Origin of the sequence: Hyphomicrobium sp. (assembly GCF_041659645.1) — a bacterium.
GTDB lineage: Bacteria > Pseudomonadota > Alphaproteobacteria > Rhizobiales > Hyphomicrobiaceae > Hyphomicrobium_B.
This window is the reverse complement of sequence record NZ_JBAZXX010000005.1, coordinates 249,966-268,278: the sequence shown is the minus strand read 5'-3', so window position 1 is coordinate 268,278 and position 18,313 is coordinate 249,966. Positions and strand designations below refer to the sequence as shown.

Here is an 18,313-nt window from a genome sequence, read left to right as displayed (position 1 = left end):
CAGCGAAGGCTGGGGATCCAACATAAAATGCGCCGAAGGCTCAATATCGCAATAGAACTTTCCCGCTGGATTCCCGGCGTTCGCATCTGCTCCGCCGAGAATGACGAATTCAAACCAACCGGCTCTGCACCACCGCCGCGCTGATGAAGCTCGCAAACAAGGGGTGGGGTTCGAAGGGCCGCGATTTCAACTCGGGGTGATACTGCACGCCGATGAACCACGGATGATCCGGATATTCGATCGTCTCCGGCAGCAATCCGTCCGGCGACACCCCGGCAACACGCAACCCCGCCCGCTCCAGATCGGACCGGTACCGCATGTTGACCTCGTAGCGATGGCGGTGGCGTTCCGAAATCTCGGTCGAATTATAAATGCGCGCGATGTGGCTGCCTTCGGCAAGCGACGCAGCGAAGGCGCCGAGCCGCATGGTGCCGCCAAGTTCCCCGCCCTGACGGCGTTGCTCAAGCTCGTTGCCGCGCATCCACTCCGTCATCATCGCGACGACCGGCTCTTTCGTTTCGCCGAATTCCGTCGAACTCGCGTCCTTGATGCCGGCAAGATTGCGCGCCGCCTCGATGCACGCCATCTGCATGCCAAAGCAAATACCGAAATACGGCACCTGCCGCTCACGGGCGAACTTTGCCGCCAGGATCTTGCCTTCCGACCCGCGCTCCCCGAAACCGCCCGGCACGAGAATGCCATTGACGCCTTCGAGATATGGCGCTGGATCTTCCCGCTCGAAGATTTCGCTCTCGATCCATTCGAGCTTGACCTTCACGCGGTTGGCGATGCCGCCATGAACAAGCGCTTCGTTCAGCGATTTATAGGCATCCTTGAGACCGGTATATTTTCCGACGATCGCAATCGTGACCTGGCCTTCCGGCTGCGCGACGCCGCGCGAAATCGTCTCCCAGCGCACGAGGTCGGGCTTCGGCGCTCCAGTAATTCCAAAGGCCTGCAGCACTTCGCGGTCGAGCCCTTCGCGGTGATACGCGAGCGGCACGTCGTAGATCGACGCGACGTCGAGGGCCTGGATGACCGCTTCGGGCCGGACGTTGCAGAACAGCGCGATCTTCTTACGCTCGCCGACCGGAATATCGCGGTCCGAACGGCAAAGCAGGATATCGGGCTGAATGCCGATCGAGCGCAGTTCCTTGACCGAGTGCTGCGTCGGCTTGGTCTTCAATTCGCCTGCCGACGGAATGTACGGCATCAGCGTCAGATGGATGAAGACGGACGCCCCGCGCGGCAGCTCGTTGCCGAGCTGGCGGATGGCTTCGAAGAACGGCAGGCCCTCGATGTCGCCGACCGTGCCGCCGATTTCGACGAGGACGAAGTCGACGTCCTCGTTCCCCGACAGGACGAAATTCTTGATCGCGTCGGTAACGTGCGGAATGACCTGCACGGTTCCACCGAGGTAATCGCCGCGACGCTCTTTCGCGAGGATGTCCTGATAGATGCGCCCGGTCGTGACGTTGTCCGACCGCTTCGCCGGCACGCCGGTGAAACGCTCATAATGGCCAAGGTCGAGGTCCGTCTCGGCACCGTCATCGGTGACGAAAACCTCGCCGTGCTGATAGGGGCTCATGGTCCCGGGATCGACATTCAGGTAGGGGTCAAGTTTCTTGAGCCGAACCGAATAGCCGCGTGCCTGAAGAAGCGCGCCAAGGGCGGCTGACGCGAGGCCTTTGCCGAGAGAGGAGACCACGCCGCCGGTGATGAAGATATACCGCTGCATGGGCCTTGGTTCTGGCACAGCCACCCCCGGATTCGGAAGCGGTTTTTTTGCACCTTCCCAATAGAAAACGTCGCAACGCTCAGAAGTGAAACAAACGAGCTACGTTCGGCCGCACTGTTGGGCGACTTCCTGGGTTGCAGCAGCCTGCACATCCGGCGGAACCTTGTCGGATGTGAGTTCGGACTTCAATTGCTCTGCCGTCTCGCGCGAGTTGCGTGCCGCCGGCGCTATGCCATCCCGCCCGTAGGTCACGTCGATCGAAACGACCCTCAGATCGATCGGCTTGATGGCGAACTCCTTGCCTTTATCGACAGCCTTCGTTTTTCCGCATTTGAACGACGTCTGCGGCGGCGTTGCGGTAAACGTCTTTTGATGCTGTTCGTTGCCGTAGTCGGCAGCGGCGGCCATCGCGATCTTGGTCAGCCGGTCTGTCGGCGTGCCCGGAGAGCCGGCCGCCGTCACATGGATGCTGCCGTCCCCGTTGGCGGAAATGTTGTATCCCGCCGGAGCGAACAGATTTGCTTGCTGATAGTTCGTGACCGACGCAGTCGTCAAATCGCCGAGGCTGGCGCCGCAGCCCGCGAGGGACAAGACAACCCCCGATGCGGCGACTCGCGCTGAAACCCGTCCAATTCGCCGTTGAGCCCTGTGATTACCCAAGCCGGTATTTGCCATGATATTGGTCCCCCAGACGCCCACACATTTGCAGGGAACGTGCCGGGGGTCCAGGGCCTCGAAGACCACAGTTTCAGGCCGCGCACATAAAATGTGCGCGAGCTGGACTACTGGTTCTGCGGAACGAGCGGGGCGTGCGGCGTCTCAAGCTTGTCGAGGATGCCGCCGCGACCGGGTTCAGACTTCGGCGCCGTGCCGGAAGCCGGTGCCGATCCATTCGCCGGAGCCGCCGCACCCGGAAAGCTGTCAAACGCCGAGCCACGCTGCGCCGAGTGATTGGCGAGCACTGTCAATAAGATACTCGTCGTGAAGAAGGCCGCCGCCAGGCCCGCCGTCGTCCGCGTCAGGAGGTTCGCCGTACCGCGTCCCGTCAGAAACCCACCGCCACCGCCGCCGCCAATTCCGAGGGCGCCGCCCTCTGATTTCTGCAGCAAAACGACACCAACCAGGCTGGCGGCGATCATCAGATGAATGACGAGAAGTACGGTAGCCATGAAATTCCGGTTCCAAAAAGCCTGGGTCTAAAGTCCCCAGCAAGCGACGCGCTATACACCACCCTCACGCACCGAACCAGCCCTCAAAACCAAGCTGTTCTCGTGACCAAGCTGTCGCATGAACAGGATGGGAGGAATTCGCGCCGATTCAAGGCCCTGCGTGCGGCAAAACCGTCGTCTCTCCGAACCCCAGCCCGAATGCCGGCAGCGACGGCGCCGCCGACTCTTCGGAATGTCCTGCAGCCACGGCCGAACTCTGTTCGTCCTGCGACTGCATGACAACCGGAGGCTGCGGAGCAGGCTCGGCGCTCGACTCATCGGCTTTCGACACCTTGGCGGATTTCTTGTTGTGGGCCTTGGGATCGGACGGCTTGGTCTTCTTTTTCGCTGCTTTCTCCGGCACGGCCTTTTTGCCGTCGGGCGCTTTGGCAGCCGCTCCTGGCTTAGGGGGATCGTTCGCGATCGGCGCGGTCGGATCGGCGTCGGAATTCAACTCGATGCGCGCGGCCGCCTCGCTGGCCCGCTTCGCCTCCGCCGAGAGCTTCGCATCCCGGCAACCGAACTGCACCTGCTCGTCGAGCTGGAGGTAATGTTCGATCTCTCGCAGTCGGTCGGCCGAGAGATTGGCCTTCGCCCAGACGGCTCCCTTGCTCATATCGTCGAGGATGCCCGATTGGCGGAACTTGATCTGCTCAAGCCTCAGTGTCGTGCAGGTATCAGCGTCGATCTTCGCGTCCGTCGCCCAGGCGTTAAACGGCGCGAGGCAAACCACGGCGATCAGAATGGCTCGGCGAGGCAATGACATCACTCACCCACATAGGTTCGAACTATGGCGAGAAAATCACTCGCCTTCAGGCTCGCGCCGCCGACAAGCGCACCATCGACGTTTTCCACGGCCATTAAGACCGCCGCATTGTCCGGCTTCACCGACCCGCCGTAGAGGATGCGCATTTTATCACCCTCCATACCGAACAGATCGACGAGTACGTCGCGAATCGCGGCGTGAACATCTTTCACGTCCTCGGCCGTCGGCGTGAGGCCGGTACCGATTGCCCATACCGGCTCATAGGCGAGGACGGTATTCGCCGCCGTCGATATCTCCGGCATGGACTCTTTAAGTTGTCTGCGCACGACGTCGAGCGTCAAACCGGCGATCCGCTCGTCTTTGGTCTCGCCAATGCAAACAATCGCCCCGATGCCCGCACGATGGGCCGCCTCGGCCTTCGCCCTGACCTCGGCATTCGTCTCGCCGTGATCGGCGCGGCGCTCGGAATGCCCGACGATGACGGCCGAAGCACCAGATTCCTTCAGCATTTCGGCGGCTATATCGCCGGTATGCGCCCCGCACGGCCTGGGGTGACAGTCCTGGCCCGCGAGCAACACCGGCCCGCCGCCGAGAGCTGCCGCAAAGCCCGCCAGTAGGGTCACCGGCGGCGCAATCATGACGTCAGCAGCAAGCGACGCGAATGGCCCTAAAAGCGCGTCACGTACGGCCTCCGCCTCAGCGAGGCTGGCCTTATCGCCGTTCATCTTCCAGTTTCCCGCCACCAGGGGCCGAATCTTGCGTCCTGCTATCCCCATGCCGTCCCTCGTTTTGCGGACACGAACATGCCTTCCCCAGAAGCTCACCGCGGTGAACACTCCGTAACCTCATCCTAGGCACCCTTGCAATCCGAAACGGCCTGGGCTTCATATCACGCGAACTAACCCGCCCCACGCGGGCATTGCCATCCGAAGCTCGTCGACCCTAGGCCTCCAGCACGCCAGCGTCACGCTTCCATCAACGGGACGTCATTATCCATGCTTGAAGCTCTCAGACGCGGCGCCCAAACCCGGGTCGCCAAGCTGCTGTTCGGACTGCTCGTTCTGAGCTTCGGCATCTGGGGCGTCCATGACGTGTTCACGGGCTGGGGCCGCGGCGCGGTCGCCAAGGTCGGCGGAACCCCGATCACGGATGAAGAATTCCGCCGCGCCTATCAACAGGAACTGGACCGGTTCTCGCAGCAGGCGAAGCAGCGCATCACCGCCGAGCAGGGCCACGCCTTCGGCCTCGATCGCCGCGTTCTCGCGCAGCTCATTGCTGGCGCCGCCGTCGAATCGCACGCCAATCAGCTTGGCCTCGCGGTGTCCGACAAGACGCTCGTCGAAGGTGTGCAGGCCGATCCCGACTTCCAGATCGACGGCAAATTCTCGAAACCGAATTTCGACGGTCTGTTGAACCAGATCGGCATCAGCGAGAAGGGGTTCCTCGACCTTCGCCGCAAGGACGAACTGCGCGCGGCGATCATCCGCTCATTTATTTCGGGCCAGACGATTCCCAAGCCGCTCTTCGATCTGATGCACGCCTATAACGAGGAAAAGCGCGTCATCGAGTGGGTCAAGGTCGATCCCGACGCCGTCACCGTGGCCGACCCGACGGACGCCAAACTCAAGGAACTCTACGACAAGGACAAGGCCAAATACATGACGCCTGAGTATCGCAAGATACAGGTGCTCACGCTCGGCATCGACGATCTCAAGAAGCAGACGAACATCACCGACGACGAAATCGCGAAGGCCTATGAGGCAGCGAAAGCGAGCTACGACACCCCCGAAGAACGGCGCATTCAGCAGATCGCGTTCAAAGACAAGGCGACGGCGGAAGCTTCGCTGAAAGCGCTCCGCGACGGCTCGAAAACATTCGGCGATATCGCGAAGGACGTTGGCGCTAAGGATAGCGACGTCGATCTCGGCCTGGTCACGAAGACGGCACTGATCGACCCGAAAGTCGCCGACGTCGCCTTTTCGCTTGAGAAAGACAAATATTCCGACGTCATCGACGGCCGCTTTGCGACGGTCATCCTGCGCGTCACCCAAATCGAACCGGGCGTGATCCGTACTCTCGCCGACGTCAAAGATCAGGTCCGCGATAAGCTCGCGACCGAAAAGGCGAAGTCCGCGCTTTCAAACAAGCATGATGAAATCGAAGACAACCGCATCGCCGGCAAATCGTTGAAGGAAATCGCCGACAGCATGAAGCTGTCGTTCAACGAGGTCCCGGCGACGGATTCGACGGGCCTCGGACCGGACGGCAAGCCCGTGATGGAGACGCCGGATCTGCGCAAGATTGTCTCGCGCGCGTTCGCTCCCGACAGCAGCAGCGACGACGCGGGCATCGAGCTTGGCGACAATGGTTTCGCCTGGGTGAACGTGCTCTCGACCGACGCGCCGAAGCAGAAGGCCTTCGACCTGGTGAAGGATCAGGTGAAGGACGACTACATCACCGCTGAGCGCCATCGCCTGATCGACGAGCTTGCGAAAAAACTTGCCGCCCGCGTCAACGCTGGCGAACCGATGACCGCCATTGAAGCGGAAGCGAAAAACAAGGTCGAGAAGACCGAACCGATTACCCGCAAAACCATTCCGCAAAGCATTTCGCAAAGCGTCGTCACGCAGGCGTTCGCTTTGCCGAAGGACAAGGCGGGTTATGGGCCGTCACCCGACAATACGACTGAAATCGTCTTCAAGGTTGCCGACGTCATTCCGGCCCCGGCGCCGTCCTTGACCGAGACGGATGAGCTGAACACTCAGCTTCAGCAAGAACTCGCGAACCAGACACTGACGGAGTATACCGATGCCTTGAAAAAGCGCCTCGGCACCTCCGTCAACGATGCTGAGCTGAAATCCGCGATTGGCGTTAGCGACGAGTGAGATTGACGTGAGCGCCCCGACGGACCTGCCCGCAACGGAAATCTGCCCGCCCGCCGACGAATTCGCGCGGGTTTACGACGAGGGCAAATCTCAGGTCGTCTGGACTCGGCTTATTGCCGATCTCGAAACGCCGGTCTCCGCCTTCCTGAAACTCGCCGACCGACGCCCGATGAGCTTCCTGCTCGAATCCATCGAAGGCGGTTCCGCGCGAGGTCGCTATTCGGTCATCGGCTTCGCCCCGGATCTGATCTGGAAAGCGAGCGGCGATACGGCGGAGATCAACAGCTCACCCGAGGCCAATCCGGACGCCTATCAACGCGACGACCGGCCAACCCTGCAATCGTTGCGCAATCTACTTGAAGAAAGCGCGATCGCTCTGCCGGAAACCTTGCCGCCGATGGCCGCCGGGATTTTCGGCTACATGGGCTACGACACCGTCCGGCTCATCGAAAATCTGCCCGAGATGACGCCCGACGCGCTCGGCGTCCCCGATGCGATCCTCATCCGCCCGACGTTGATGCTGATCTTCGACAACGTCAAAGACGAGATGATCGTCGTGACGCCGGTGCGCCCGCATCCGGATATCCCAGCCGAAGACGCCTACGCCGCCGCGTTGTCGCGCATCGCCTCGACAATCGCTCGGCTCGATGCACCCCTGCCGCACGCTCCGTCGGCGCTATCCGCGCCCCGGGCGATGCGAGAGCCGCAATCGAACACGCGGCCCGCCGACTACATGACGATGGTCGCCAAGGCCAAGGAATACATCAAGGCCGGCGACATCTTCCAGGTCGTGCTGTCCCAGCGCTTCTCCGCGCCGTTCGAATTGCCGTCGTTCGCGCTGTATCGCGCGCTCCGCCGTCTCAACCCGTCGCCATTTCTGTTCCATCTCGATTTCGGTGATTTTCAACTCGTCGGATCGTCGCCTGAAATTCTCGTTCGCGCGCGCGACGGGGTCGTCACCATTCGCCCCATCGCCGGCACGACCGGACGCGGCGCGACGGAAGCCGAAGACAAGGCGCTCGCGGCGGCATTGCTTGCGGACCCGAAAGAGCGCTCCGAGCATCTCATGCTGCTCGACCTCGGCCGCAACGACGTCGGCCGCGTCTCGGAGCCCGGCACCGTAACCGTCACCGACAAGTTCATCGTCGAGCGCTACAGCCACGTTATGCACATCGTCTCGAACGTGATCGGCAAGCTCGACGAGAAAAATTACGATGCCATCGATGCGCTGATGGCGGGCTTCCCCGCTGGAACGGTTTCGGGCGCTCCGAAAGTCCGCGCCATGGAGGTCATCGCCGAACTCGAAAAAGCCAAGCGTGGACCCTACGCGGGCTGCGTCGGTTACTTCTCGGCGAACGGCGAAATGGATACCTGCATCGTCCTGCGAACGGCCATTCTGAAGGATGGCATGATCCACGTTCAAGCAGGCGCCGGCATCGTTCACGACAGCATCCCCGAGAACGAACAGCAGGAATGCATCAATAAAGCGAAGGCCGTCGTCCGCGCCGCCGAGGAAGCCATGCGCTTCGCCTCGCGCTCATCATCGAACGCTCCCCGTTCTGGCAACTGACGTCCGGCAGATCAGCCGGTTTTTTTCGGCGTCACTTCTGCCCGCCAGCGCTTTGCCCACGCCCGCTGCCACGGAGACCATTTCGGACGCCAAAGCAGGCTGACGAAACTGTGCCAAAGCGCGAAGATCGGAAACCAGAACAGCACCCGGATTGGCAGAACGCCGAGCGCGAACAGCCAGCGCTGCATCCGCTTCGACGCCGCCGATCCGTATTTTTGCGTCCGCGCCGTAACCCAGGCTCTCACCCTCCCTTGCCCGAGGACCTTCTCAGACACGCGCAAGACGACGAAAGCGAAGATGGCCAGCGGCAGCAGTAGCCACAGCACGATCCATAAAATTTGCACGATCACCCACCAGACAATGCTGGCGATCAGACCGAGAACCCAAAAAAGCGGTGCCAATAGATAATCCATGGATGATATGGACCTTGTCATCAGGGCCGAGCGAATCTATGGCCTACCGCTTAACGGCACGATTGACCTGCTATAAGGTGCGTGCGTCGCGTAATGCCAGCCCAAGGCCGAAATGCTTTCTCTCGCCCTCCTCCGTCACGCCAAATCGAGCTGGGACGCGACCGACATCGAGGATTTCGATCGGCCGCTGAACGAGCGCGGACGAGCCGCCGCCCCCTTGATGGGCGCGACGCTCAAAGAGCTTAATTTCGCGCCGGAACTCATTCTCTGCTCATCCGCCAAGCGGACGCGCGAGACGCTGGCGCTCATTACGCCCTTCGTTAAGGGTGCCGAGGTGGTGTTCGACGAGCAGTTGTATCTCACCAGTCAGGAAACGCTTTTGGGCCGCCTCAAGGCGATCCCCGTCGGCACCAAAAGGGTGCTGATGATCGGCCACAACCCTGGCATGCACGGGCTTGCGCTGTTTCTCACCGGCACGGGCGACCTGAAATCGATCTCTAAACTTGAAGACCGCTTTCCGACCGCCGCCCTGGCGGTGTTCTCGTTTCCCCAAGTCACCTGGCGCGATCTCGCCCCCGCTTCTGGCCACCTCGAAGCCTTCGTCACACCCCGCGACCGCGCCTGAACGCGGCCGAATTGGCCTGTCGTTGAAGTGCAGCCACCCAATCGCCATATTTTTCCATGTCGCGCGGCCGCCATGGTCTGCTAGAAGGGCAGCGCGCAGACATCGGACGTCGGCAGACCAAGGGCCAATATGCTGATCCTGATCGATAACTACGACAGCTTTACCTATAATCTCGTCCACTATCTGGGCGAGCTGGGGACCGAAAGCGTCGTCATTCGCAACGACAAGGTGTCGGCCGAAGAGGTGCTCGCCAAGAAGCCGAAGGCCATCGTGCTTTCGCCCGGCCCCTGCACGCCGAACGAGGCTGGCGTTTGCCTCGACCTCATCAAGAAAGCTGGCCCGACCATTCCGCTACTGGGCGTCTGCCTCGGCCATCAGGCCATTGGGCAAGCCTACGGTGGGGACGTCATCCGCGCTCCTGCGCCGATGCACGGCAAGCTCTCAACCATCAGCAATACCGGCAAGGGCATTTTCAAGGGCCTGCCGAAGCGCTTCGAGATCACGCGCTATCACTCTCTCATCGTCGATCGCGCTACCCTCCCCGATTGCCTCGAGATCACGGCCGAGACCGACGACGGCTTGATCATGGGGCTGCAGCACAAGTCGCATCCCGTACATGGCGTCCAGTTCCACCCGGAAAGCATCGCCTCCGAACAGGGACACGCGCTTCTCGCGAACTTCCTTGAACTCGCAGGCCTCGCCCCCAAAAGCCGCAAGGCAGCCTGACCCGTGACACCGACAGCCACCGTCGCCAATCCAGCGCGCGAACTGAAGCGCCTCATGAATCGCATTGCCGAGGGCGAAACGCTCGGAGATGACGGTATGCAACAGGCGCTCGATCTGCTCATGTCGGGAATCGCGCCGCCCGTTGCGATGGGCGCCTTTCTGATGGGCGTCCGCGTTCGCGGCGAAACGACGGAAGAAATCACGGGCGCCGCCAAGTTCATGCGGAGCCGCATGACGACCGTCGACGCGCCGCCCGGCGCCATCGATATCGTCGGCACGGGCGGCGACAGTCGCGGCACCTATAATATTTCGACCGCGGCCACGTTCGTTGCGGCCGGTGCAGGCGCCATCGTCGCGAAGCACGGCAATCGCGCCGTGACGTCTCTTTCCGGAGCGTCGGATGTTCTCTCCGCGCTTGGCGTCAAACTCGACGTGCCGCCCGTCATCGTCTCGCGCGCCATCGCCGACGCGGGCGTCGGCTTTCTCTGGGCGCCCCTCTATCATCCGGCCTTCAAAGCCTGGGCGCCGGTCCGCGCCGATCTCGGCCTACGGACGATCCTCAACCTCCTCGGCCCCCTCTGCAATCCCGCCCAGGCGACGCGTCAGGTCCTCGGCGTCTACGACCGCAAACTCGTTGAGCCGATCGCCGAAGTTCTGCGTAAGCTCGGCTCCGTTCACGCCTGGGTCGTCCACGGCGCCGACGGCATGGATGAGCTCACGACCACAGGAGTCACCCACGTCGCGGAATTGAAAGACGGCGACATCTTCGCGTTCGACCTGACGCCCGAAGACACCGGCCTCAAGCGCAGCAGCATCGAAGAGCTGAAAGGCGGCGATGCCGCAACAAATGCGGCGGCCATTCACGATTTGCTTCACGGAGAACCGGGCCCCTACCGGGACATCGTGCTTTTGAATTCGGCAGCCGCTCTCATTGTTGCTGGTAAAGCTGACGGCTTGGCGGACGGCATCGAGAAAGCCGAAGCTTCGATCGACAGCGGGCGCGCCGCACGCGCCCTCGACCGCCTCGTGGCGGTGACGAACGAACGGGTGTGATCGATGGCTGACATCCTCGACAAAATCACGGCTTACAAACGCGAGGAAATCGCCCTCGCGAAGAAGTTGAAGCCGCTGCGTGTCATCGCAGAATATGCCCGTTCCGCGCCGAAGGTCCGCTCGTTTGCCGGTGCTATCGACACCCGGCACGCGCAGAAGAAACCGGCTCTCATCGCGGAAATCAAAAAGGCTTCGCCGTCGAGGGGCCTGATCCGCGCCGACTTCGACCCGCCTGCACTCGCCATGGCATATGAAGCGGGCGGTGCCGCATGCCTGTCTGTGCTCACCGATCGCCCGTCGTTCCAGGGCGCTCCCGAATTTCTAACGGCCGCCCGCGAAGCGGTCTCCCTTCCCGTCCTACGCAAGGACTTCATGATCGACACCTATCAGGTCGCCGAAGCCCGCGCCTGGGGCGCTGATTGCATCCTCATCATTCTTGCCGAAGTCGATGACGCGACGGCCCGCGACCTCGCCAACGCCGCGAAAGATTGGGAGATGGACGCCATCGCCGAGGTTCACAACGCTGCCGAACTTGAGCGCGCCCTGAAACTCAACTGCCGCCTTGTCGGCATCAACAATCGCAATCTCAAGACCTTCGAGGTCAAGCTCGACACGACGGAGGAACTTGCGTCGCAGATCCCGTCCGACCGCATCGTCATCGGTGAGAGCGGCATCTTCACGCCCGCCGACATCGCGCGCCTTTCAAGAGCTGGCGTCGATACGTTCCTGGTCGGTGAAAGCCTGATGCGTCAGCCCGACGTTACCGCCGCGACGAAAGCCTTGCTCCAACCGTTGCGCGCGTCATGAGCAAGCTCTCGCACATCAATGAAAACGGCGAAGCCCGAATGGTCGACGTGTCGGAGAAGGGCTTTACCGCTCGCCGCGCTGTCGCCGAGGGCTTCGTATCGATGCGCCCCGCCACGCTCGCACTTGTCGAAACTGGCGAAGCCAAAAAGGGCGATGTGATCGGCGCCGCACGCATCGCCGGCATCATGGCAGCCAAGCGCACCCATGAACTGATCCCACTTTGCCATTCCCTCGCAATCACCAAAGCGACGGTCGACTTCACGCTCTCGCACTCCCCGCCCGGCATTCGCGTCACGGCGGAGGTAAAAGTTTCAAGCCAGACCGGCGTCGAGATGGAAGCGCTGACCGCTGTTTCGATCGCCTGCCTGACCCTCTACGACATGCTCAAGGCCGCCGACAAAGCGATGACGATCGAAGGCGTGAGGTTGGTGGAGAAAGACGGCGGAAAATCCGGCGTCTATCGTGCAGGCGAGCGGCCCGAAGGCAAGTAATACATGGCGCTTCTACCTGTTTCCGAAGCGTTGAATCGAATTCTGGCAAGCGCCGCAACGCTTCCATCGCAATCCGTCGGCCTGCTCCATGCCCGCGGCCGCACCCTGGCCAGCCCCGTAACGTCGAACGTCGACAACCCGCCCTTCGACGCATCCGCCATGGACGGCTATGCCGTGCTTGCGGACGACGTCGCGACAGTCCCCGCCACTTTGACGGTGATCGGCGAATCCGGCGCGGGGCGTCCCTTCACCGGCACGCTCGGCAAAGGCGAGGCCGTTCGCATCTTCACCGGCGGACGGGTGCCGGACGACGCCGACACGATCGTCATCCAGGAAAACGTCACCGCATCCGGCGCCGCCGTCACCGTCTTGGAAGCGGCCGCACGTGGCGCCAATATCCGATGGAGGGGCCAGGACTTTGCCAAGGGCGAGCGTCTCATCGAGCCGGGTCGCCGACTGACGGCACGTGATGTCCTGATTTCCGCGTCATGCGGCTATGGCGAACTGCCTGTCATCCGTAAGCCTGTCGTCGCCATCCTTTCGACCGGCGATGAACTCGTTACCCCCGGAACGCCCTTAGGTCCCGGACAAATTTCGGGCTCGAACGCTTATGGGCTTTCGGCCGTCGTCGAAGCCGCTGGCGGAGAAGCCCGCTTCCTCGGCATCGCGCGCGATACCATGACCTCGCTCGATGAATTCATCGCAGCGGGCGAAGGCGCCGACATTCTCGTCACGAGCGGCGGCGCATCGGTCGGCGATCACGACCTCGTCCGCCCAGCGCTGGAGAAAGCCGGAGCCAAGCTCGATTTTTATAAGATCGCGATGCGTCCGGGAAAGCCGCTCTTCTTCGGATCGCGCCACCCGAACGGAAAATTGCAGTATTGCCTCGGCCTGCCGGGCAACCCGGTTTCGGCGATGATCTGCGCGCGCGTCTTTCTAGTGCCGCTCATCGGGCGTCTTCTCGGACGCGAGACGCCGTTTGAATCGGTCGACGCCGTTCTCGCCGAAGCTATTCCCGCCAACGGTCCGCGCGAACATTACATGCGCGGCCTCCTCGACCTGACGACCGGAACAGGACGGGTAACGCCATTCAAGAGCCAGGACAGCGGACTGGTCAAATCTCTTCAGCGCGCGAACTGTCTTGTCGTCATCCCCGCGGACGCACCCGCCCTTGCCGCCGGAACGCCTGTCAAAGTGTTGCGTCTGGATATCTGACCGCGTGCAGAGAATATCTCCCAGCGGCGGATCAATACGGCCTGTAATTCGCGACTAAAGTTGAACTCGCGCCACTGGTTTATCCGATAAACTTGGACGCGACGGCTTTTCTGCGCAATAATCATTCAAATTCAAAAGTTTTATTCTGGGAACATTCAATGGCGGCGTGACGTTTTCTGTGAAATGTTTTTGTCGCGAGGTCGTGGAATATGCTCATTCATGTCGGATACGATATCGGCCTTCAACTCTCCGCGCCGACCCCGCTTCTGCTTCTTCTCGATGTCCAGGCAAACCGCCGTCGCGACATCCTTTACGAGGATGCGGTAAACGTTCCTGATATCGCCATCGAACGTGGACTCGATCTCTACGGCAACCGCACGCAACGGCTTATCGCGCCAGCCGGCCGGCTTAAGCTCAGCTATCGCGCCGTCGTGCGCGATTCCGGAGAGCTTGAAGAAGCCCCGGTCAACGCCCGCGAAATCCCGGTCGCGGATCTGCCCAACTACGCGATGCACTTCCTCGGCGGCAGCCGCTACTGCGAAACCGATGAACTCACGCAAATCGCGTGGCAGCTCTTCGGTAACGTGCCGCCCGGCTACGCCCGCGTGAAGGCCATCTGCAATTTCGTGCACGATCAGATCAAATTCGACTATCAGGCAGCGCGCTCCACACGCACGGCGTTCGAAGCCTACAAAGAGCGCACCGGCGTCTGCCGCGACTTCGCGCATCTCGCGATCGCGTTCTGCCGCTGCCTCAATATTCCGGCAGCCTACGTCAACGGCTATCTGGGCGATATCGGCGTACCGCTCGATCCGGCGCCGATGGACTTCAGCGCCTGGTTCGAAGCATATATCGACAATCGCTGGGTCACCTTCGATGCCCGCCACAACAAGCCGCGCACGGGCCGCATCGTCATCGCACGCGGTCGCGATGCCGCCGACGTTGCGATGGTCACGTCATTCGGACAGCACTATCTCGCGGAGTTCAAGGTCATCTGCGAGGAAGTCGAACCGCAACGCGCAGCGCAGCTTACTACGCGCGCCGCATAGAACACCCCTCTCCCGAAAGGAGAGGGGGCACCACTCAGTCCTTCGCGCGTTCGACGTAGGATCCGTCTTCAGTCATGACGACGACGCGGGTTCCGGCGCCGATGTGCGGCGGGACCATCACGCGGGCACCGTTCGAAAGTTTTGCGGGCTTGTAAGACGACGACGCCGTCTGGCCTTTGACGACCGGATCGGCTTCGACGATCTCGAACGTCACGCGCTGCGGCAGTTCGACAGAAATGGGATTTTCTTCGAACAGCGCCACGAGGCACGTCATGCCTTCCTGCAACCACTGCCCCTGATCGCCGAGAACGTCCTTCGGAATGGTGATCTGATCGAAGGTCTCGGGCTGCATGAAGTTGTAGCCCATGTCGTCTTCGTAGAGGAAGTTGAAGTCTTTCTCGTCGAGATAGGCGCGCTCGACCTGATCCGTGGTCCGGTAGCGCTCGGTAACCTTCACGCCATCCGCGATGCGCCGCATTTCAAGATGCGTGACAGGCGTGCCCTTACCCGGATGAATGTTTTCCGCGTGCATCACAACGGCAAGCTTGCCGTCCAGGTCGAGCACATTGCCTTTGCGGACCGAGCTTGCAATAACCTTCACCACGGTAGTCTCCGATCTTAATCCAAGCGCTGCGGCCGCCTCATGGGCGGCCAAACGGCGGAAGCCTTCAGGGAATCTGTCGCGTCTCCATACCCGCTTAGCCCCTTGCCGCCAAGTGCGGCAACCCTGTCCCGAACGCCCAAATTACAAGCATGCCTAAGCTTTCTCCCTGGTGGAGCCCAGAACGCCACGCCGACCGCCGCCCATTTCTCGTTGGCCGCGGCCGCATCAAGGCGGCGATAAGGACTTGGTTTCTTTCGCAAGGCTTCACTGAGGTCGAGCCGGGCCTGCTGCAGATTTCGCCCGGAAACGAGACGCATTTGCACGCCTTTCGCACAGAAAGGATCGGCACCGACCTTTGCCGGCATGAACTTTATCTGCACACATCGCCCGAGCTTGCGATGAAAAAGATCTTGGCGGCGGGCGAAACGAAAATATTTGCGTTCAGCCCGGCCTTTCGCAACCGCGAACACGGCGCCTTGCACAGCCCCGAATTCACCATGCTCGAATGGTACAGGGCCAATGAGCCGTACGAGGCGCTCTGGGACGACTGCGCCGCCATTCTGAAGATCGCTTGCGAGACATCTGGCCGCGCCGAGTGGAGTTTGCGTGGCAAGACCTGCGATCCCCTCGCGCCCCCCCAGACCCTCACATTGGAAAACGCGTTTACAAATCTTGCGAACATGCCGTTGCGGGATAGAGGTACACGGAAAATCCTCGATCATGCGGGCCTCGCTTCTGAAGCCAAAGCCGCCGGCATCAACATTGCCGCCGACGATACCTGGTCCGATATCTTCAGCCGCGTTCTTGTCGAGAAGATCGACGACGCCTTGGGCTCGCCATCGCCGACAATCCTCTACGAATATCCCGTCGCTGAAGCCGCCCTCGCCCGTCCCGTTCCGAACAACCCCGACGTCGCGGAACGCTTCGAGCTGTTCGCCTGCGGCGTCGAACTCGCGAACGGCTTCGGCGAATTGACCGATGCCGCCGAACAGCGCCGCCGGTTCGAAACGTCGATGGCGGAGAAAGAACGCATTTACGGCGAACGCTATCCAATCGACGAGGATTTCCTTTCGGCCCTCAGCCATATGCCACCGGCGTCAGGCTGCGCGCTAGGCTTCGACCGCCTCGTCATGCTTGCGACCGGCGCCGAGCGGATCGATCAAGTGCTATGGACGCCTTTTCCCGAAAGAAGCGAGTAGAAAGTGATGAGCCAAGAAATCCACACCGGCGGATGCCAATGCGGCGCGATCCGCTTCCGCGTCGAGGGAGCGCTTGGCGACGCTTCAGTCTGCCATTGCCGCATGTGCCAGAAAGCATTCGGCAGCTTTTATGCGCCGCTCGTCAGTCTGCGCGACGCGAAGTTGGTTTGGACGCGCGGCGAACCGAAGAAATTTCAATCGTCGAATGCTGCCGCGCGTGGCTTCTGCGCCGACTGCGGCACACCGTTGACATATGAAGCGCCCGACGGCGTCGCCATCGCCATCGGCGCTTTCGACGTTCCAGCCAACATCGTTCCGAAAATTCAGTGGGGCGTCGAAGCCGAGCTTCCCTATGCGCGCGACATTCCCCATCTGCCGCGGCACGGAACGCTCGAAGACCCGAACGCCGTACCATTCCTGCAATCGCTCGTCTCCTATCAGCATCCCGATCACGACACGGATGTTTGGCCGCCCAAATGACGCTGATCGAACGCAAGCTGACATCGGTCGCCGATCTGATCGACGCGGGATTCGCCAGCGCGGAAGATCGCGAGGCGTTGAGCAACGTCGCGGCGCGGTACGCCATCGCCGTGACGCCCGCCGTCGCCAACGCTATCGATCGTTCGGCTCCCGACGATCCCCTCGCACGCCAATTCATCCCGAGCGCGCGTGAACTCGACTTGCATCCGAACGAGCACGGCGATCCAATTGGAGACCGCCTCAAAAGCCCTGCGCCTGGCGTCGTCCACCGCTACGCCGACCGCGTGCTGCTGAAGATCGCGAGTGTCTGCCCGGTCTACTGCCGCTTTTGCTTCCGCCGCGAGATGGTCGGTCCCCAAAACGGCGAAACGCTCTCTGCCGACGATCTCGCGTCGGCGCTTCGATACATCTCTGAGACACCCGCGATCTGGGAAGTCATTCTCACTGGCGGCGACCCATTCGTTCTGTCGGCGCGGCGCATCCGCGACATCACCGAAGCCCTTTCGGATATTCCGCACGTCAAGGTTTTGCGCTGGCACACACGCGTGCCGATCGTCGATCCGGATCGCGTGACAAGCGATCTTATTGAGGCACTCAAAGCGACCCGCAAAACTGTCTTCGTTGGATTGCACACCAACCACGCCCAGGAATTGACGGACGCGGCGCGCGCCGCAATTTCGCGCCTAGTTGATGCGGGCATTCCGCTCATCAGCCAGACGGTGCTGCTCAAAGGCGTCAACGACAATGCCGATGCGCTCGAAGCCCTGATGCGCCGCCTCGTCGAACTGCGCGTCAAACCATACTATCTCCATCACGGCGACCTCGCGCCCGGCACGGCTCACTTCCGCACGACAATTGCACAAGGCCGCCAATTGATGACCGAACTCCGCCGCCGCCTGTCCGGTATTGCGCTCCCGACATATGTGCTCGATCTTCCGGGCGCCCACGGCAAGGTGCCGGTCGAACGACATTCCGAGACCGCATTCGACGGAGCCGATCTCTTCACGGATCGTGACGGCAATACCCATCGCTATGAGGATGCCTGCGCGGCGCCCGACACGCCCTGATCACGCGCGGCGCCAAGCGCTCGTCAAAAATCGTCCTGGCGGCGGCGCGCCGTCCGCAAGTTCCAGCGCATCGACTTCGTCGAACCATTTTTCCCGCGCGCTCTGCGGCAGGCGCATTCCGCACCACGGACATCTGTCGATCAAAAGATACGACGCCGAACCATCGTGAATGATAAGGCCGTACTCGTTCATGACCTCGTTGTAGACGAGCAGCGCGTCCGGACAATCGAATGGGTCTGCGTGCGTCTTGCAATCGAAGCGAAGCGCATCGACCATGGACGCGCAGCAATGCCGAACGCTTCGCGATGAGGGAGACCAATCAACTTCCAACGGCATCCAGAGCACCCGCCGACCCGGAAATAGCGCTGTAGACACGTCTTAGCTCCCCAACAAATCGAAAATATCGCCCAACATCTC

At 61.5% G+C, this 18,313-nt stretch carries 20 protein-coding genes; 12 read left to right on the top strand and 8 right to left on the bottom strand.

The features are described from left to right. Window positions 1–109: 109 nt before the first annotated feature. The 5 genes from WC811_RS19190 to tpiA form a co-directional block, all read right to left on the bottom strand. Window positions 110–1,738, bottom strand: coding sequence for a CTP synthase (locus WC811_RS19190; RefSeq protein WP_372647042.1), 1,629 nt, complete (start codon window positions 1,736–1,738; stop codon window positions 110–112). A gap of 99 nt (window positions 1,739–1,837) precedes the next feature. After that, complete coding sequence (locus tag WC811_RS19185; protein WP_372647041.1) at window positions 1,838–2,329, bottom strand: hypothetical protein; 492 nt, start codon at window positions 2,327–2,329, stop codon at window positions 1,838–1,840. A 191-nt stretch (window positions 2,330–2,520) separates the two neighbouring features. Next, the gene (secG, locus tag WC811_RS19180; protein WP_372647039.1) at window positions 2,521–2,907 is read right to left on the bottom strand and encodes a preprotein translocase subunit SecG; all 387 of its coding nucleotides are present in this window, start codon (window positions 2,905–2,907) and stop codon (window positions 2,521–2,523) included. Between the two features lie 148 nt (window positions 2,908–3,055). Beyond that, complete coding sequence (locus tag WC811_RS19175; protein ID WP_372647038.1) at window positions 3,056–3,712, bottom strand: hypothetical protein; 657 nt, start codon at window positions 3,710–3,712, stop codon at window positions 3,056–3,058. Then, window positions 3,712–4,488, bottom strand: a complete 777-nt coding sequence (gene tpiA, locus WC811_RS19170; protein WP_372647037.1) for a triose-phosphate isomerase — start codon at window positions 4,486–4,488, stop codon at window positions 3,712–3,714. Before tpiA ends, WC811_RS19175 begins: the two co-directional genes overlap by 1 nt. Before the next feature lie 219 nt (window positions 4,489–4,707). On the opposite strand from tpiA, the gene WC811_RS19165 reads away from it, so the two are divergent. Together WC811_RS19165 and trpE are read left to right on the top strand one after the other, a co-directional pair. Then, on the top strand, window positions 4,708–6,597 hold the full coding sequence (locus tag WC811_RS19165; protein WP_372647036.1) for a SurA N-terminal domain-containing protein: 1,890 nt from the start codon (window positions 4,708–4,710) through the stop codon (window positions 6,595–6,597). A 7-nt stretch (window positions 6,598–6,604) separates the two neighbouring features. Beyond that, window positions 6,605–8,167 carry an anthranilate synthase component I gene (trpE, locus tag WC811_RS19160; RefSeq protein ID WP_372647034.1) on the top strand — a complete coding sequence of 521 codons (1,563 nt, stop codon included), beginning with the start codon at window positions 6,605–6,607 and terminating at the stop codon, window positions 8,165–8,167. Between the two features lie 11 nt (window positions 8,168–8,178). On the opposite strand, the gene WC811_RS19155 is transcribed toward trpE, so the two are convergent. Next, window positions 8,179–8,568 carry a hypothetical protein gene (locus WC811_RS19155; protein WP_372647033.1) on the bottom strand — a complete coding sequence of 130 codons (390 nt, stop codon included), beginning with the start codon at window positions 8,566–8,568 and terminating at the stop codon, window positions 8,179–8,181. Between the two features lie 124 nt (window positions 8,569–8,692). Between WC811_RS19155 and WC811_RS19150 the strand changes: the two genes are divergently transcribed. The 7 genes from WC811_RS19150 to WC811_RS19120 all read left to right on the top strand — a co-directional run bounded on the left by WC811_RS19150 (window position 8,693) and on the right by WC811_RS19120 (window position 14,546). Further along, window positions 8,693–9,205 carry a histidine phosphatase family protein gene (locus tag WC811_RS19150; RefSeq protein WP_372647032.1) on the top strand — a complete coding sequence of 171 codons (513 nt, stop codon included), beginning with the start codon at window positions 8,693–8,695 and terminating at the stop codon, window positions 9,203–9,205. A gap of 129 nt (window positions 9,206–9,334) precedes the next feature. Next, window positions 9,335–9,931 carry an aminodeoxychorismate/anthranilate synthase component II gene (locus WC811_RS19145; RefSeq protein WP_372647031.1) on the top strand — a complete coding sequence of 199 codons (597 nt, stop codon included), beginning with the start codon at window positions 9,335–9,337 and terminating at the stop codon, window positions 9,929–9,931. A gap of 54 nt (window positions 9,932–9,985) precedes the next feature. Beyond that, complete coding sequence (trpD, locus tag WC811_RS19140; RefSeq protein ID WP_372647136.1) at window positions 9,986–10,984, top strand: anthranilate phosphoribosyltransferase; 999 nt, start codon at window positions 9,986–9,988, stop codon at window positions 10,982–10,984. Window positions 10,985–10,987: 3 nt separating this feature from the next. Then, complete coding sequence (trpC, locus tag WC811_RS19135; protein ID WP_372647030.1) at window positions 10,988–11,791, top strand: indole-3-glycerol phosphate synthase TrpC; 804 nt, start codon at window positions 10,988–10,990, stop codon at window positions 11,789–11,791. Beyond that, window positions 11,788–12,282: a cyclic pyranopterin monophosphate synthase MoaC gene (moaC, locus tag WC811_RS19130; protein ID WP_372647029.1), complete on the top strand. Its 495-nt coding sequence runs from the start codon at window positions 11,788–11,790 to the stop codon at window positions 12,280–12,282. The genes trpC and moaC overlap by 4 nt, the downstream gene beginning before the upstream one ends. A gap of 3 nt (window positions 12,283–12,285) precedes the next feature. Continuing rightward, window positions 12,286–13,497, top strand: a complete 1,212-nt coding sequence (gene glp / locus WC811_RS19125; protein ID WP_372647028.1) for a gephyrin-like molybdotransferase Glp — start codon at window positions 12,286–12,288, stop codon at window positions 13,495–13,497. A 209-nt stretch (window positions 13,498–13,706) separates the two neighbouring features. After that, a complete protein-coding gene (locus WC811_RS19120) occupies window positions 13,707–14,546 on the top strand; it encodes a transglutaminase family protein (protein ID WP_372647027.1) in 840 nt (279 codons plus the stop codon). Window positions 14,547–14,580: 34 nt separating this feature from the next. Here the strand turns inward: WC811_RS19120 and efp are convergent, their stop codons facing one another. Then, on the bottom strand, window positions 14,581–15,150 hold the full coding sequence (gene efp / locus WC811_RS19115) for an elongation factor P (protein ID WP_372647026.1): 570 nt from the start codon (window positions 15,148–15,150) through the stop codon (window positions 14,581–14,583). 149 nt (window positions 15,151–15,299) lie between these two features. Here efp and epmA point away from each other — a divergent pair, with 149 nt between their 5' ends. The 3 genes from epmA to WC811_RS19100 are packed head-to-tail and all read left to right on the top strand — an operon-like array spanning window position 15,300 to window position 17,896. Beyond that, window positions 15,300–16,349, top strand: coding sequence for an EF-P lysine aminoacylase EpmA (gene epmA / locus WC811_RS19110; RefSeq protein ID WP_372647025.1), 1,050 nt, complete (start codon window positions 15,300–15,302; stop codon window positions 16,347–16,349). 6 nt (window positions 16,350–16,355) lie between these two features. Beyond that, entirely contained in the window at window positions 16,356–16,829 is a 474-nt protein-coding gene (locus tag WC811_RS19105; RefSeq protein ID WP_372647024.1) for a GFA family protein, read from the top strand. Continuing rightward, window positions 16,826–17,896 (top strand): lysine-2,3-aminomutase-like protein, encoded by a 1,071-nt coding sequence (locus WC811_RS19100; RefSeq protein WP_372647023.1) that lies wholly within the window; start codon window positions 16,826–16,828, stop codon window positions 17,894–17,896. Before WC811_RS19105 ends, WC811_RS19100 begins: the two co-directional genes overlap by 4 nt. On the opposite strand, the gene WC811_RS19095 is transcribed toward WC811_RS19100, so the two are convergent. Beyond that, window positions 17,897–18,271: a hypothetical protein gene (locus WC811_RS19095; protein WP_372647022.1), complete on the bottom strand. Its 375-nt coding sequence runs from the start codon at window positions 18,269–18,271 to the stop codon at window positions 17,897–17,899. Between the last annotated feature and the right edge of the window lie 42 nt (window positions 18,272–18,313).

Coding starts and splice junctions, on each gene's coding strand:
- WC811_RS19120 (WP_372647027.1), top strand. CDS start 13,707: ATGCTCATTCATGTCGGATACGATATCGGCCTTCAACTCTCCGCGCCG.
- WC811_RS19165 (WP_372647036.1), top strand. CDS start 4,708: ATGCTTGAAGCTCTCAGACGCGGCGCCCAAACCCGGGTCGCCAAGCTG.
- WC811_RS19175 (WP_372647038.1), bottom strand. CDS start 3,712: ATGTCATTGCCTCGCCGAGCCATTCTGATCGCCGTGGTTTGCCTCGCG.
- WC811_RS19100 (WP_372647023.1), top strand. CDS start 16,826: ATGACGCTGATCGAACGCAAGCTGACATCGGTCGCCGATCTGATCGAC.
- trpD (WP_372647136.1), top strand. CDS start 9,986: ATGAATCGCATTGCCGAGGGCGAAACGCTCGGAGATGACGGTATGCAA.
- WC811_RS19190 (WP_372647042.1), bottom strand. CDS start 1,738: ATGCAGCGGTATATCTTCATCACCGGCGGCGTGGTCTCCTCTCTCGGC.
- WC811_RS19150 (WP_372647032.1), top strand. CDS start 8,693: ATGCTTTCTCTCGCCCTCCTCCGTCACGCCAAATCGAGCTGGGACGCG.
- epmA (WP_372647025.1), top strand. CDS start 15,300: ATGCCTAAGCTTTCTCCCTGGTGGAGCCCAGAACGCCACGCCGACCGC.
- secG (WP_372647039.1), bottom strand. CDS start 2,907: ATGGCTACCGTACTTCTCGTCATTCATCTGATGATCGCCGCCAGCCTG.
- WC811_RS19105 (WP_372647024.1), top strand. CDS start 16,356: ATGAGCCAAGAAATCCACACCGGCGGATGCCAATGCGGCGCGATCCGC.
- tpiA (WP_372647037.1), bottom strand. CDS start 4,488: ATGGGGATAGCAGGACGCAAGATTCGGCCCCTGGTGGCGGGAAACTGG.
- glp (WP_372647028.1), top strand. CDS start 12,286: ATGGCGCTTCTACCTGTTTCCGAAGCGTTGAATCGAATTCTGGCAAGC.
- trpC (WP_372647030.1), top strand. CDS start 10,988: ATGGCTGACATCCTCGACAAAATCACGGCTTACAAACGCGAGGAAATC.
- moaC (WP_372647029.1), top strand. CDS start 11,788: ATGAGCAAGCTCTCGCACATCAATGAAAACGGCGAAGCCCGAATGGTC.
- WC811_RS19145 (WP_372647031.1), top strand. CDS start 9,335: ATGCTGATCCTGATCGATAACTACGACAGCTTTACCTATAATCTCGTC.